At 59.5% G+C, this 13,368-nt stretch carries 13 protein-coding genes; 2 read left to right on the top strand and 11 right to left on the bottom strand.

The window, feature by feature from the left end; translation table 11 throughout:
- Nucleotides 1-8: 8 nt before the first annotated feature.
- From BUA15_RS01455 to sufB, 7 genes are read right to left on the bottom strand one after another with little or no spacing between them, the layout of a single operon-like run.
- Nucleotides 9-2,981: a sigma-54-dependent transcriptional regulator gene (locus tag BUA15_RS01455; protein WP_072714159.1), complete on the bottom strand. Its 2,973-nt coding sequence runs from the start codon at nucleotides 2,979-2,981 to the stop codon at nucleotides 9-11.
- Between the two features lie 18 nt (nucleotides 2,982-2,999).
- Nucleotides 3,000-3,341 carry an SUF system Fe-S cluster assembly protein gene (locus BUA15_RS01450; RefSeq protein ID WP_072714157.1) on the bottom strand — a complete coding sequence of 114 codons (342 nt, stop codon included), beginning with the start codon at nucleotides 3,339-3,341 and terminating at the stop codon, nucleotides 3,000-3,002.
- Between the two features lie 15 nt (nucleotides 3,342-3,356).
- Nucleotides 3,357-3,800, bottom strand: a complete 444-nt coding sequence (locus BUA15_RS01445) for a SufE family protein (RefSeq protein ID WP_072714156.1) — start codon at nucleotides 3,798-3,800, stop codon at nucleotides 3,357-3,359.
- A gap of 3 nt (nucleotides 3,801-3,803) precedes the next feature.
- Nucleotides 3,804-5,060 (bottom strand): cysteine desulfurase, encoded by a 1,257-nt coding sequence (locus tag BUA15_RS01440; RefSeq protein ID WP_072714154.1) that lies wholly within the window; start codon nucleotides 5,058-5,060, stop codon nucleotides 3,804-3,806.
- A gap of 29 nt (nucleotides 5,061-5,089) precedes the next feature.
- On the bottom strand, nucleotides 5,090-6,421 hold the full coding sequence (gene sufD, locus BUA15_RS01435) for a Fe-S cluster assembly protein SufD (RefSeq protein WP_072714152.1): 1,332 nt from the start codon (nucleotides 6,419-6,421) through the stop codon (nucleotides 5,090-5,092).
- Nucleotides 6,422-6,476: 55 nt separating this feature from the next.
- Complete coding sequence (gene sufC / locus BUA15_RS01430; protein WP_072714151.1) at nucleotides 6,477-7,241, bottom strand: Fe-S cluster assembly ATPase SufC; 765 nt, start codon at nucleotides 7,239-7,241, stop codon at nucleotides 6,477-6,479.
- 47 nt (nucleotides 7,242-7,288) lie between these two features.
- Nucleotides 7,289-8,749, bottom strand: a complete 1,461-nt coding sequence (gene sufB, locus BUA15_RS01425; protein ID WP_072714149.1) for a Fe-S cluster assembly protein SufB — start codon at nucleotides 8,747-8,749, stop codon at nucleotides 7,289-7,291.
- 274 nt (nucleotides 8,750-9,023) lie between these two features.
- Between sufB and BUA15_RS01420 the strand changes: the two genes are divergently transcribed.
- Nucleotides 9,024-9,356, top strand: a complete 333-nt coding sequence (locus tag BUA15_RS01420; protein ID WP_072714147.1) for a HesB/IscA family protein — start codon at nucleotides 9,024-9,026, stop codon at nucleotides 9,354-9,356.
- On the opposite strand, the gene BUA15_RS01415 is transcribed toward BUA15_RS01420, so the two are convergent.
- Entirely contained in the window at nucleotides 9,353-10,411 is a 1,059-nt protein-coding gene (locus tag BUA15_RS01415) for a YjbQ family protein (RefSeq protein WP_072714145.1), read from the bottom strand. The genes BUA15_RS01420 and BUA15_RS01415 overlap by 4 nt on opposite strands.
- 129 nt (nucleotides 10,412-10,540) lie before the next feature.
- On the opposite strand from BUA15_RS01415, the gene BUA15_RS01410 reads away from it, so the two are divergent.
- On the top strand, nucleotides 10,541-10,975 hold the full coding sequence (locus BUA15_RS01410) for a CBS domain-containing protein (RefSeq protein WP_072714143.1): 435 nt from the start codon (nucleotides 10,541-10,543) through the stop codon (nucleotides 10,973-10,975).
- A gap of 1 nt (nucleotide 10,976) precedes the next feature.
- On the opposite strand, the gene BUA15_RS01405 is transcribed toward BUA15_RS01410, so the two are convergent.
- From BUA15_RS01405 to BUA15_RS01395, 3 genes are all read right to left on the bottom strand, one after another.
- The gene (locus BUA15_RS01405) at nucleotides 10,977-11,456 is read right to left on the bottom strand and encodes a nitrous oxide reductase accessory protein NosL (protein WP_072714141.1); all 480 of its coding nucleotides are present in this window, start codon (nucleotides 11,454-11,456) and stop codon (nucleotides 10,977-10,979) included.
- 191 nt (nucleotides 11,457-11,647) lie between these two features.
- Nucleotides 11,648-12,490: an ABC transporter permease gene (locus tag BUA15_RS01400; protein ID WP_072714139.1), complete on the bottom strand. Its 843-nt coding sequence runs from the start codon at nucleotides 12,488-12,490 to the stop codon at nucleotides 11,648-11,650.
- 3 nt (nucleotides 12,491-12,493) lie between these two features.
- Nucleotides 12,494-13,363 carry an ABC transporter ATP-binding protein gene (locus BUA15_RS01395; protein ID WP_072714137.1) on the bottom strand — a complete coding sequence of 290 codons (870 nt, stop codon included), beginning with the start codon at nucleotides 13,361-13,363 and terminating at the stop codon, nucleotides 12,494-12,496.
- Nucleotides 13,364-13,368 lie beyond the last annotated feature (5 nt).

Genomic DNA, 13,368 nt, shown 5'->3' with positions numbered 1-13,368 from the left:
TAGATGATCTATGAGGTTGCGGTTGGGTTCGTGCTAGCACGACGGTGTTGAAAGCGGCCTGGGTCGATGCCGAGCCGCTTCATTTTTTTGTAAAGCCCCTGTCGGGTTAGGCCCAGTGCCCGAGCTGCAGCGCTGATGCGTCCGCGATGGTCGGCCAGCACCTGTTCAATCAGAGCTTTTTCAGTGTCGGCCAGAATAGCCTCCAGGGGCTGGCTACTGTCGATAGCGGAGCGGACCAGAGGCGCTGTCGCATCACGTTGGGCGCGCTGCACGACCGGAGACAGATCTTTCAGATCAATGGTAGGAGCAGGCTCGCTCGCCACGAATACCAGCGCGCGTTCAATTTCGTTACGCAACTGGCGCACGTTTCCGGGCCAGTCGTAGCGCATGAGCGCCTCCATGGCTCGGCTGGTAATGGAAACGGCCGGCGCACCTGGCGGCCGCAACGTATTCAGAAAGTGCCGAACCAGGACCGGGATGTCCTCGCGGCGCTCGCGCAGGGGCGGAACGTACAGGGGAATCACGTTGAGTCGGTAGTACAGATCTTCTCGAAACTTACCCTCGCGCACGAGCGCCTCCAGATCTCGATGGGTTGCAGCAATGACGCGCACGTTAACGCGCACCGGGCGACGCGCTCCCAGCGGAAAGATTTCACCTTCCTGAAGGAAACGTAGCAGCTTAGGCTGAACTTCAAGGGGCAGATCACCAATTTCGTCGAGGAAAAGCGTGCCCCCATCGGCAGCCCGGATAACGCCGGGGTTCGCCTGCAAGGCGCCCGTGAAGGCGCCTTTTTCGTGGCCGAACAGGTGGCTGTCAATCAGCTCTGGCGGAACGTTGGCGCAGTTAAAGGCGATGAAGGGAGCCTCCCGGCGATCGCTGGTGGCGTGGACGGCGCGGGCAATCAACTCTTTGCCGGTGCCGCTTTCTCCCAGAATCAAAACGGGACTGTGGCTGCTGCGCACCCGGTAAATCTGGTTGACGAGGGCCCTCATGGTCGGGCTCGCATAAACAAGATCTTCCAGCGGAGACGGTTGGGTGTCCTCTGGCGCGTGTCCGTTGGCCAGTTCGCCAAACTGGCGGGCCCGTAGCAGGGCATGGTCCAGGGCTAACGCAACAACGGGAAGCCAGGGGCGCAGCCGCGCGACGATAGCCTGCCAGTCGGCATATTCGATTTCGGCTACCCGGGCTGCCATAAAGAAGACGGGGCCCGGCAGGGCGCGCAGTTGTAGCCAGGCGACGCCATCCTGATACGTCTGAGGTTTGTCTGGAGATGGGAAGGAAAGGGGGGCGGGAGCTTCACCATGGGCGCGAATAGAGGTCCACTCGCCCTCTGGCGTGTGTTGAAAGACAGCAAGCCATCGATCCGGCCAGAGCTGTTCCAGTACCTGTAGCCAGGCTTCTGCGACCAACTCAACGGAGAGGGCAGCTCGGGCCAGAACGTTGCCCAGTTGGGATTCAGGGGCCAGCGCAGCAGGTGATGCCTGGTGGGGAAGGTGTTGAAGCATATGGCGGGCCTGCTGGCCCCGGGAGGCTACGCCCAGTGCTTCGAACGTCTGCGCGGCTGCTTCCAGCAGCGAGCGCGCCTGAGCCGAATCGGTTGAGCGGACTAACTGGGCTACGGCCAACTGCATCTGTGCCGTGTGGTAGCGGTCGCCCAACAGCGAGTAGGCTGACAGCGCTTGTACATAATGGGCCCGCGCTTCATCCGGCTGGCCTTCGGCCTGCAGGCGCTCACCCAGCAGCCAGAAGCGCCAGGCAGCCCATGGAAGCAGGCTGAAGTAGTTGCTAAAGACTTCGGCCTGCTGCAGGAGCATCTGGGCCTGAGATAGCGCCTTTTCTGCCAGGGCAATCTGAGCCTGCACCAGGAGCGCCTCCAGTATTAGCGGCTCCAGGCCCAACTCCTGGGCGGTGCGATGGGCTCGGTCAGCCCATTCACGGGCTCGTGCGAGCTGGTTACGTCGCAGAAAATGCCGGGCCTGCAACAGGGCAGCGCGGGTCGCCAGCAACCGAGATTGTGCGGGTGCTGGCGTAGTCAACATGCGCTCCAGCAATTGCTCACAGGTGGTAAAGTCCTCCCGCAGCAGGGCCAGTTCGGCTGCCTCAAGCAGGATTGGATGAGCAACCAGGCGGGCATCGGAGCCTGACCAGCGTTGCAGCAGCCGGTCGATCTCGCGCCAGTGGCCTTGACGGCGCAGCGCTGCCAGACGGGCTGCGCGGGCCAGCCACAGCAAATGCGGAAGAGGTACGAGCCCAGAAAGTAACGCTTCTGCAGCTTCAACCGTCGCAAGGATTTCGGCTGGTGCCCCTCCCTGAACGTGTTTAAGCAGTGCCTGATAGGCAAGCGCACGACCCTTCAGCAAGGTGTCCCCGGTGCGCTCGGCCAGCGCTTGAAGCTGACGCAGGGCGCGTTCAGCCCGGTGATAGCGTCCGGTTAGCAGGGCTGCCTGAACACCCAGATCCTGGATCCAGCCGTCTGCCTGGAGGTCGGGCAACCGCTCCTTCAGAGCGGCTGCTTCATCCAGTGCTTGAAGCGCCAGCGCATATTCATCGATGGTCAGGTAGGCCAGTGCGCGTCCAAGCTGAACCCAGCAACGCCCTGCTGTATTGAGCTCCTGGTGAAAGAAGCGTTCTGCTTCCGCCAGGAGGTTAAAAGCACGCGTTCGTTCTGCTTCCAGGTTTTCTGGCCAGGCATGAAGCCATCCCAGCCAGAGGGCCACCTCAGCCCGGACGGCTGGCGACAGATGCTCACGTAGCGTAGAAACGTCAAGCGGCTTTAGCAGCCGATAGGCACTGGACACATCACCCTGGCGCAGCAATCGTACGCGCGCCAGCAGGGCTCGCAGGATAGGCTGCGGTGAGTCGGCCGGTGCCGATCCGGCCGGTAGCGGCTCAATGAGCGGACTTAGCATGCGGGCCACCTCACCGCTGCGCCCTTCGGCCAGCAGGCTGCGTGCCAGTGCTATGGTTTGCGTGTGCTGCACGGTAGCTTACCGGGCCAATTACATCCAGCCAAGCGTCAGCCGAGCCTCGTCAGACATGCGCTCAATCGTGTACGGAGGATCAAAGGTTAGTTCAACCCGCGCATCCTTAACCCCGGGTACTTCCTGCAGGCGCATTTCAACCTGCCCCGGTAGCGTACCGGCTACCGGGCAGCCCGGAGCCGTTAGCGTCATTTTGACGTAAACCGTCCGGTCCTCAAAGATGCGAATCTCATAGATCAGACCCAGATCGTAAATGTTAACAGGAATCTCTGGGTCATAGATGCTCTTGAGCGCCTCGATGACAGCCTGCTCTAGCTCCTTATCTCCAGGCTGGTTGTCAATGGCTACGTAGGCGGACATTGCCTTGCCATTTGGTTAGTTGTGAGAGGTCTGCAAATATGCCTGTGCATAACGACGCATCTGCTCAATCATGGCAGCCAGCCCGTTTTTGCGGGTGGGTGACAGATGCGCCTTCAGGCCAATTTCGTCCAGGAAGTCCAGCCGAGCATTCACGATAGCTTCCGGGGGCTGCCCCGAAAGCACGCGAATCAGCAGGGCTACCAGCCCTCGGGTGATCAGGGCATCGCTATCCCCCTTGAAGTAAAGGCGACCCTCTCGAAACTCAGGCCGGATCCATACCTGGGATTGGCAGCCATGAATCCGGAATGCGTCGGTTTTGTATTCCGGCTCAATAGGCGGAAGCGACTTACCCAGTTCAATGAGGTACTCATATTTCCCCATCCAGTCGTCGAAGAGGGCAAACTCTTCGACGATCTGTTGCGCACGGGCTTCAATGGTATCGTTGCCAGGCGTAGCCATAGCTCAACGAAGCAGGCGAACCACGCGATAGAGCGCTTGAACCAGCGCGTCGATTTCTTCGCGCGTGTTGTAAAGCGCCAGCGAAGCACGGATTGTACCGCTCAGGCCCAGCCGGTCCATAAGTGGTTGGGCACAGTGATGGCCTGTGCGTACGGCAATGCCCATTTGATCCAGCAGCGTGCCGGCATCATAGGGGTGCACGCCGTCAAGCACAAAGGAAAGGACACTGACTTTATGGGGCGCCGTCCCGATTAATCGGAGGCCCGGCACTTCCTGCAGGCGCTCGGTAGCGTAGCGTAGCAGCTCGTCCTCGTAGCGGGCTATAGCAGCGCGATCCAGTCCGTTCAGGTACGTGACGGCCGCTCCCAGGCCAATGGCTCCGGCTATATGGGGCGTTCCGGCTTCGAACTTATAGGGCAGCCGGTTATAGGTAGTGCGCTCAAAGGTAACGCGCTCAATCATGTCGCCGCCGCCCTGGTAGGGCGGCATCGCTTCAAGCAGTTCGGCCTTGCCGTAGAGAATGCCGATGCCCGTCGGGCCATACATTTTATGGCCAGAGAAGCAGTAAAAGTCGCAGTCCAGCTCAGCCACGTTCACCTCCAGGTGCTGCACCGCCTGCGCTCCGTCGATCAGCACCGGAATGCCCCGGGCATGTGCCATCTGGATAATTTCCCGGACGGGATTGACCGTTCCCAGCGCATTCGATACGTGGGCGATGGCTACCAGGCGCGTGCGCTCGCCCAGCATATGCTCCAGCGCTTCCAGATCGAGCACGCCCTGCTCATCGACCGGTACGACGCGCAAATGCGCGCCTTTTTCTTCGCAGAGGATCTGCCAGGGGACAATGTTGGAGTGGTGCTCCATAGCGGAGAGCACAATTTCGTCTCCGGGGCCAACGCATTGACGGCCGTAGGTGGCGGCCACCAGGTTAATGCTTTCGGTTGTGCCTCGCGTGAAAATGACCTGTGACGGGTCCGGCGCGCCGATGAAGGCAGCAATCAGACGCCGCGCCTCATCGTAGGCGTCCGAGGCGAGCTGACTCAGGTAGTGCACGCCTCGGTGGACGTTGGCGTTTTCGCGCGCGTAGAAGTCCCGGATGCGGTCGATGACTACCTGGGGTTTCTGGGTGGTTGCCGCATTGTCCAGGTACACCAGCGGCCGGCCGTCATAGATGCGCTGGTGCAGGGCCGGAAAGTCGGCGCGCACGCGCGCGACGTCGAAGGATGTCTGCAATCCCGTGGTGTCGACAGAGGCAGGCATGGTTGCAGGCGGTGGGTGAACGGTTGATTTCAGGCTGCCAGAAGGCTGGCTACCCGTTCATCAAGGTAAGCCCGCAGCGGCTCGATAGCGATCTGGTCGAGCACGTCGCGAGCAAAAGCCAGAAGCATCATAGCCCGGGCTTTCTGGAGCGTTAGACCGCGCGTTCGCAGGTAAAAGATACCGTTTTCGTCAAGCTGGCCGCAGGCTGCGCCGTGCGTGCAGCGCACGTCGTCGGCGTAGATTTCCAGTTCAGGCTTCGAGTACATGCGGGCCTCCCGCGTCAGTACAATACTCTTGTTTGACTGGTAGGCGTTTGTCTTTTGCGCATGGGGACGTACAAGCACTTTGCCGTTAAAGACCCCGGTCGCCTGGTCGTCCAGAATTCCTTTGTAGAGTTCATTACTGACGCAATGCGGCACCGCATGGTCGATCATGGTGTGGTTGTCAATATGCATGGTGCCGCGCCCCAGAAAGAGGCCATACAGATGCGCTTCCCCCTCTTGATCATCGAAGCGTACGTACACGTTGTTGCGAATCAGGGCGCCGCCCAGCGTCAGCGTGCCGTTGGTGTAGCGGGCACCACCTTCCAGGTAGGCCTGCGTGCTGTAGATAGCAGAAGCCGTCTCGCCTTCCAGACGCAGGTCATACTGGTGCACTTCGGCTCCCTGTCCGACGAACACTTCGATGACGCTGTTGGTGAACGTGCGGCGCTTGCTGCGGCTGTGCCCGCTCAGGACCAGCTTAATTGAGGCGCCCGGGGCGGCTACCACCACATGGCGCGGCTGCAGAAACAGTTCCTCCTCGGTGTCAATCAGGTGCAGCACATGCACCGGGCGCTCCAGGGCGATTCCTTCGGGTACGTACAGGAAGAATCCATCCCGGGCAAAGGCCGTGTTAAGCGCCAGAAAGGGTTCGTTTTCAAAGTCGAGGTAATGAGCGAAGTATTTTTCGAATAGATCGGCATGCTGCTGGGCCGCTTCCTGCAGGCTGGTCAGTATAACGCCCTGAGGCAGCGCCGACGTAGTCGAAAGGGCAGGCGCAAAGCGCCCGTTCAGGAGCACGATGCGATAGGCGTCCAGTTCGGGGATGGCATAAGGAGCCAGGTCCTCGTCGCGCAACGGCGGGATTGAGGGCGCTGGATCAATCTTGTACGGATGTTGCAGGGCACGGGTAATGGGCGTGTACTTCCAGGCTTCCGACTTGCGGCCTGGAAAGCCCAGCGCCCCGAAGCGCTCGATGGCTTTCCGGCGCAGCGTGGCCAGGTGCTCGCTTGTGCCGTTGAGCACTTCGCCGGCATAGGCCTCAAAGGCGTGCAGGAAGCGCTCTTCTGGACGCGTTTTGGTAGCAGTTATTGTGGTCATTTTCTATGACAACTGGTTTAGCTCTCAGGAGGTTATTGTGACAGCAAAAGCACGCTCAGGCAACCAGCCCGATTTCTTCCTTAATCCAATCGTAGCCTTTTTCTTCCAGCTCCAGGGCGAGGTTCTTGTCGCCGGAGCGGACGATTCGTCCATCGACCATGACGTGCACGTAGTCCGGCACGATGTAGTTGAGAAGACGCTGGTAGTGCGTAATGATCACAAAGGCACGGTCGGGCGCGCGTAGCTTATTGACCCCATCGGCCACCGCGCGAAGGGCGTCGATGTCAAGCCCTGAGTCCGTCTCGTCAAGGATGGCCAGGCGTGGCTCCAACATGGCCAACTGAAAGATTTCGCTCCGCTTCTTTTCACCTCCGGAAAAGCCTTCATTGACCGAGCGTTGCTTCAGGCTGGGGTCGAGCCCGACCAGTTCTGCTTTTTCTTTAAGCAGTTTCATGAATTCCACCGGGCTAAGCGGGGGCAGACCGCGGTGCTCCCGGATGGCTTTGAGCGCCTCGCGCAGGAACGTGGCCATATTGACGCCCGGGAGTTCGACTGGATACTGGAAAGCCAGAAAGATTCCTTCGCGGGCCCGCTCGTCGGGCTCCATCTCTAACAGGTTCTGGCCGTCGTAGAGCACTTCCCCTTCGGTGACTTCGTAGTCTTCGCGGCCGGCCAGGACCGAAGCCAGCGTGCTTTTGCCCGAGCCGTTCGGGCCCATGATGGCGTGAACTTCGCCCGGGTTGACGGTCAGGTTAACGCCCTTGAGGATTTCCTTTTCTTCAACGCGTGCGTGCAGGTTACGAATTTCCAGGAGTGCCATAGGGATATTCAGGTTTGAGGGTTTCCGGGAAACAACAGGATTAAGACTTAGCCAACACTACCTTCCAGTTCGATGGCCAGCAGCTTCTGGGCTTCCATGGCAAACTCCATGGGAAGCTGCGCCAGCACCTCTTTGCAGAAGCCGTTCACGATGAGTTTGATGGCCGTTTCTTCGCTCAGGCCCCGCTGCTGGCAGTAGAAAATCTGGTCTTCACCAATTTTCGAGGTTGTTGCCTCGTGTTCGACACGGGCGGTCGGGTTTTCGATTTCAAGGTAGGGAAATGTATGCGCTCCGCACTTGTCGCCCAGCAACATGGAGTCGCACTGGGAGAAGTTGCGGGCGTTGTCGGCCGAGCGGGCTATTTTGACCAACCCGCGATAGCTATTGTTTGAGTATCCGGCCGCAATACCCTTCGAAATGATCGTGCTACGCGTATTGCGGCCCAGATGGATCATCTTAGTGCCCGTGTCGGCCTGCTGGTACCCTTTCGTGAACGCGACGGAGTAAAACTCGCCTACCGAGTTGTCGCCCTTCAGGATGACGCTTGGATACTTCCAGGTAATAGCGGAGCCGGTTTCAAGCTGCGTCCAGGAAATCTTGGAGTTTTCGCCCAGGCAGATGCCGCGTTTGGTAACAAAATTGTAGACCCCGCCTTTGCCTTCTGCATCGCCCGGGTACCAGTTCTGGACGGTGGAGTACTTGATTTCGGCGTCTTTCAGCGCGATCAGTTCCACGACGGCTGCGTGCAACTGATGCTCGTCGCGCATGGGGGCCGTGCAGCCTTCCAGGTAGCTCACGTAAGCCCCCTCGTCAGCAATGATCAGCGTGCGCTCGAATTGCCCGGTGCCTGCTGTGTTGATTCGGAAGTAGGTGCTCAGCTCCATCGGGCAGCGCACGCCTTTAGGCACGTAGACAAACGAGCCATCGGAGAAGACGGCAGCGTTCAGGGCGGCGAAGAAATTATCGGTGTAGGGGACGACGGAGCCCAGGTACTTTTTCACGAGCTCCGGATAGTGCTCAATGGCCTCACCCATGGAGCAGAAGATGATGCCGTGCTTGGCCAGTTCTTCCTTGAAGGTGGTGGCCACCGACACACTGTCCATGACCGCATCGACGGCCACGCCGGCCAGCCGCATCTGTTCATCCAGGGGGATACCCAGTTTACGGAACGTCTCCAGGATTTTGGGATCGACTTCGTCGAGGCTCTTATAGCGCGGCTTTTTCTGGGGAGCGGCGTAGTAGCTGATTGCCTGAAAGTCGATGTCGGGGTACTTCAGGTGCGCCCAGCGCGGGTAGGTTTCTTCGTAGCGTTCCAGGAGGCTCATGAAATAGCGAAACGCGCGCAGACGCCATTCCCGCATCCAGTCCGGCTCCCCGCGCCGGTCCGAGATGTAGTGGATGACCTCCTCGCTCAGGCCAGGAGGCGCCTTTTCAACTTCGATGTCGGTCTCGAACCCGTACTTGTAGTCGCTCTGGGCGATCTGGTGCAGGTAGGCAGTGTCGCTCATAAGGCGTAGCAGGGCTTAAGGGTTCTGGGTTACAGACGGATAGCTTGTAGTGCAAGGCAAGTGCCGCCGTGCAATCGGTGCGAGACGGCTCTTGCAGGGGAGGGTAACAGGGTTTTGTAAACTAAAGTTTACATATCGGTTTGTCAACGCTAGATTACGAACCACGAGGTTGACAGAACGTTCCTTCTCCTGGAACCTGAGACAGGCGGCACTGGTTGTGCTGGCGTGCCGGAAGGGGTGATTTGCAGGCAGTTACGTTATTTTTGAAAACGCCATGGAATTGCAGATAACCGAACGGGCGCTGACGCGCATTCGTGAGATTGCCCAGAATGAAGGAGTGGACCTGGCTCGTACGATGCTTCGCATTGCGGTGGTGCCGGGAGGCTGTTCGGGACTGACCTATGAGTTGGGCTGGGACACGACATTGCAGGAACAGGACCTGACGGCGCAGTTCGAGGGAGTGCAGGTTGTCATTGATCGGCGGAGCTATCTTTATCTGAAAGGGACCACGTTAGATTTTACTGATGGGTTAGAAGGGCGGGGATTCCACTTTGTCAATCCGCAGGCGGCGCGCACCTGCGCCTGTGGAGAGTCTTTCGGGCTTTAAGTAAAGCGATACAGACGCACCTCAATTTCTCGCACATTGCGCGGAGAGCGTTCCCACTGGATGAGGATAGGACTCTGGTAGCGGCCCTGACGGATGGTCGGCTGTCCTGAGACGTCGGGGGCTACCAGCAGGTGCACGCCGCGCTTCATGCGAAGAAACCGGGCAGCCGGAAGGGCCAAGAATTTGTTGAGCACGCGCTCGACGAGCGATTCGTTCAGGCCCAGTCGGTCGATTAATTCGTTGGCCAGGCGCACCAGGTCGTATTTTGCATAGTTGAGCGCTTTGCCGGGTACGGCGCGCGGGTTTTGCAGGGCATGGCGCCCTGTTTCCGCCATAAAACGAAGGGGATTGCGCAGCACTTCGGCCAGGTCGTAGCGCATGAGCAACGTCTCATATTCGTTGACGGTTAGTGCCGCGTGCTGCTCTTCCGCAGGAAGCAACAGGTCCAGACGCCCATGGCGCAAGTCGAACGTCTGGAGCCAGTCCTCCAGCGTTTCAAAGAGGCCCAGGCGCCGGTCGCGCAAGTTAACCGAGGCAATGCGGTGGGCTGGCATAGGAACGCGCAGGCGGCAGGTAGCCAGCCGTTCGGTTCGATTGAATCCTACAACGGTTGTCTGCCGGGTGCGCACGCGTCCGTCGTAGATGCCATCCAGCTCGACAAAATAGACCGGACAATCTGGCGTGTTTCGATAGCAGGCAGCTGGAAGGAGTCCGGCCCCGATATAGGTCAGGTGAGCATCGGCATTGCGGGGTTCGCGACGGCGCTCCTCCTCACTCAGTTCCTGCCGCAGTTCCAGCCGGTCGTGACAATAGCCGGCTTCCGGGGGAAATAGCCGCTGGAAGGTGCGAAAGAAAGCTTCTAATGCGTCGCGCCGATAATCCAGGCGTTCGCAAAGGCGCTGCTCGAGATAGCCAGCCGTCGTGTGATAGGAGTAATAGAGTGCCTGCCGATAGTGGTGTAGAAAATCGGGCCACTTTTCCCGGATAAGGGCTGTGACGTCGATGAGATCCAGCCGCGTTTTGGGCTGCAGCGCCAGCGTCAACTCGGTGGGCATGACGTCAGTGGGTAGCGCCTGACAACAAGTTGTAACGAAACAGCGAAGTACCGTCTGGTGAAAAGAATGTTTGGATCCTGTGAATTTGCGTCGTAATATAAAGGATAGGTGAAATCATTGCCAGAGGCCATGAGGGTTCGCGATGTACTGCGCGGCAAACCCGCGCGTGTGATTACTGTGGAAGCGGAGACGCCGGTACGTGAGGCGGTGCAGCGTCTTCGGAGGCACCAGATCGGGGCCATGCCGGTCGTTGATGACCGAGCCCGGATGATCGGGCTCTTTACGGAGCGTGACGTAGTGTGGCGGTTGGCTGAAAGAGGAGCCGCTCTGCTGGAGGAGCCCGTGCGCCGTTGCATGACCAGTCCGGTGCATTTCTGCAAGCCAGACGACCCCATTCGGGATGTGATGTGGCAGATGACCTATCGCCGCATTCGTCACCTTCCGGTGGTTGAAGACGGCCGGCTCATTGGCATGATCAGTATTGGCGACGTCGTTAAATCTCGCCTGGAAGAGCTCGAAGCTGAGGCGCGCGTGTTGCGTGACATCGTGGTTGCCGGACGGTAAGCTAGGGGAGCTGCATGGGGACAGGCGGTGGCGCCTCCCGGAGCGACGCAAAGCGCGTGAGGACGCCGCCGAGCGCGTGAGCCAGGCTGTCAGCCGCCAGGGTGTCGGCCAGAGCGACGATGCCATATCCCATCGGAGTGAGGAGGCGGTTGCTGCGCACAAAGAACGCCTGGTCGGCAGATAGCCAGCGGTCCTCGAAATAGTCATGGACCCAGATGCGGGCTTCGGTAAGCTCGGGGTGCTCGTGCAGGTAGTGAAGCAGACACCCCATATCGTCAAAGCGGTATTCCTGGCCGTCTGTTGTGCGCAGCGTAGCCGCATAGCGGGGCTCGCTGATGAGCATGCGGCAGTAGTCGCAGGCGTCGTAGCCAAAACGAATAACAGGAGGCCAATCTGGCTCAGGAGCCGGCCGGCAGGTACTTAACAACAGGAGTCCGCTAAATCCAACTAACTGGCCCAGACGACGCAATGTAGCAGGCATGACTGACTCGTGGTTGGGTTGGCAGAGTGCTTAGTTTCACGTGTTGCTGATTCTGCGCGAGTAGTAACGGGGCGTTCCGGTTGCAGGCCAGCTATCTCGCAGATCTGGACGGAGGCTGGAAAATTGTTGCAGGACAACTTTTGAAGCTGGCGTAGCATCTTCTGCGCGTGGTGGCAGGGTGATGAACCATTTTACAGCGCGCCCCGTCGGCGAAAGAATATGTAAGCCAGAAGCAAGGGAAGCAGGGTCCAGAGCAAGAGGAGGCCGACCGAAAGCGGGAGCAGACGCATGCCGTAGGTGTGCATTGCATACTGGCCGGCCGGTCCCAGAACTTGCAGATCGCTGCGCAGCAGCAGAATCGCAGCTATTTTAAATACCTGCAGGGGATTAAGCAGCGAAAGCGTGAAGAGTTGCTCCACCGAAACGCGCAGCACAAGGGCAGATCCCAGCAACCCCAGATCGCCCAGAAACACCAGAAATAGCCAGGCAAAGAGGGCACCACCCAGCGCTGCGGCTGTTCGGGGCAGGGCGCTGGAAAGGAGCAGCCCAAGGCTTAAGCTGAGCAGCGCAAGTAAGATTGTCAAACCGAACAGGCCCAGGTAGGCGCCCAGCCCTAACGTGCTACCTCGCCAGGCCAGAAGCAGACCGCTCAGGCCGAAGCCAATGCTCAGGGCAGTTGTCAGGGCCGTTGCTAATCCCAACAGCTTGCCCAGCAGCACTTCGGCGGGGACAACAGGTTGGGCCAGCACGTAGAGCAGGGTGCCCTGTTCACGCTCTAAGGCCAGGCTGAGGGCTCCCAGAGTGAGTCCCATCAGGGGGACAATGAGCATGATCAGATTGATCAGGCTGGCTGTTGTGCGGCCAAATCCTGCCAGCCCGTAGAGCTGACCTCCTGCCAGACCGATCCACGAAAGGGCCAGCGAGAGCACCGCAAAGATTACCGTGTAGAGCACAAACCAGCGGTTGCGCAGGGCATCGTGCAGTTCCTTGCGGGCTAAGAGCGCGATGGTAGCGCGTGTCGTTGTGGTGGTCATGATTCACGCATGCAGTTCAAAGTCGATAACCTCAAAGCCAGCGCGGCTCAGCAGGAGCAGCGGTGAGGCTTTCTGGTTGGCCGGCACGCGCACTTCCAGTCCGTGGCCGTTCATCCATACCTCGTAGCCATGGGTCTGGAGCGTTTCCAGGGCGCTGGAGCGTTGCGATTCAGGGAGATGCAAGCGTAGATGATAATGGGTTACATCTGGAAACAGTTGGCGGGCCAGCGCGCCCGGAGTGGTATCTGCCTCCAGACGGCCATTTTCGAGCAGAAGCACGCGACGCGCCAGGTGCTCTACTTCCTCAAAGCGGTGCGTCGAAAACAGCAACGTTTTCCCCTGGGCTAGCAGCGTTTGCAGGTGGGCGATAAACTCGGCCCGGCTGCGGACGTCCAGGCTGGCGGTGGGCTCGTCGAGCAGGAGCAGCGGCGGATCGCCCAGCAAGGCTAATGCGAGGGCCAGGCGTTGGCGCTGGCCTCCGGAAAGGGTGCGGACGGGCTGGTCCAGGCGATCTTCCAGGGCAACCTGCACCAGTCGTTGTCTGGCTTCTGCTGGATCAAGCCCGCGCAGCCGGGCAAAAAAAGCAGCGGTTTCTCGGACGGTCAGCGTGGGATAGAAAGCCACTTCCTGCGGCACAAAGCCCACCAGCCGTCGCGCCTGCTTCCCCTGACGCCGCACGTCAAGGCCGTGGATCTGGATTCTGCCGTCAAACGGCAACACGCCCAGCACGCAGCGAAGCAATGTGGTTTTGCCCGCTCCGTTGGGCCCCCACAGGGCCACACTTTCGCCCGGAGCTATTGTGCAGGATATTTCCTGCAGCACAGTTACGGCCCCAAAGCGCTTGGTCAGCTTTTCGATAGTCAGCAGCGCCATAGTAA

The sequence above is a fragment of the Rhodothermus profundi genome, assembly GCF_900142415.1.
GTDB lineage: Bacteria > Bacteroidota > Rhodothermia > Rhodothermales > Rhodothermaceae > Rhodothermus > Rhodothermus profundi.
This window is presented reverse-complemented; position numbering and strand designations above follow the sequence as displayed.

What these genes read in the sequence shown, in the direction of transcription:
- BUA15_RS01450 (WP_072714157.1), bottom strand. Translation starts at nt 3,341, where the DNA reads ATGTCCGCCTACGTAGCCATTGACAACCAGCCTGGAGATAAGGAGCTA.
- BUA15_RS01415 (WP_072714145.1), bottom strand. Translation starts at nt 10,411, where the DNA reads ATGCCCACCGAGTTGACGCTGGCGCTGCAGCCCAAAACGCGGCTGGAT.
- sufD (WP_072714152.1), bottom strand. Translation starts at nt 6,421, where the DNA reads ATGACCACAATAACTGCTACCAAAACGCGTCCAGAAGAGCGCTTCCTG.
- sufB (WP_072714149.1), bottom strand. Translation starts at nt 8,749, where the DNA reads ATGAGCGACACTGCCTACCTGCACCAGATCGCCCAGAGCGACTACAAG.
- BUA15_RS01400 (WP_072714139.1), bottom strand. Translation starts at nt 12,490, where the DNA reads ATGACCACCACAACGACACGCGCTACCATCGCGCTCTTAGCCCGCAAG.
- BUA15_RS01440 (WP_072714154.1), bottom strand. Translation starts at nt 5,060, where the DNA reads ATGCCTGCCTCTGTCGACACCACGGGATTGCAGACATCCTTCGACGTC.
- BUA15_RS01410 (WP_072714143.1), top strand. Translation starts at nt 10,541, where the DNA reads ATGAGGGTTCGCGATGTACTGCGCGGCAAACCCGCGCGTGTGATTACT.
- BUA15_RS01445 (WP_072714156.1), bottom strand. Translation starts at nt 3,800, where the DNA reads ATGGCTACGCCTGGCAACGATACCATTGAAGCCCGTGCGCAACAGATC.
- BUA15_RS01420 (WP_072714147.1), top strand. Translation starts at nt 9,024, where the DNA reads ATGGAATTGCAGATAACCGAACGGGCGCTGACGCGCATTCGTGAGATT.
- BUA15_RS01405 (WP_072714141.1), bottom strand. Translation starts at nt 11,456, where the DNA reads ATGCCTGCTACATTGCGTCGTCTGGGCCAGTTAGTTGGATTTAGCGGA.
- sufC (WP_072714151.1), bottom strand. Translation starts at nt 7,241, where the DNA reads ATGGCACTCCTGGAAATTCGTAACCTGCACGCACGCGTTGAAGAAAAG.
- BUA15_RS01395 (WP_072714137.1), bottom strand. Translation starts at nt 13,363, where the DNA reads ATGGCGCTGCTGACTATCGAAAAGCTGACCAAGCGCTTTGGGGCCGTA.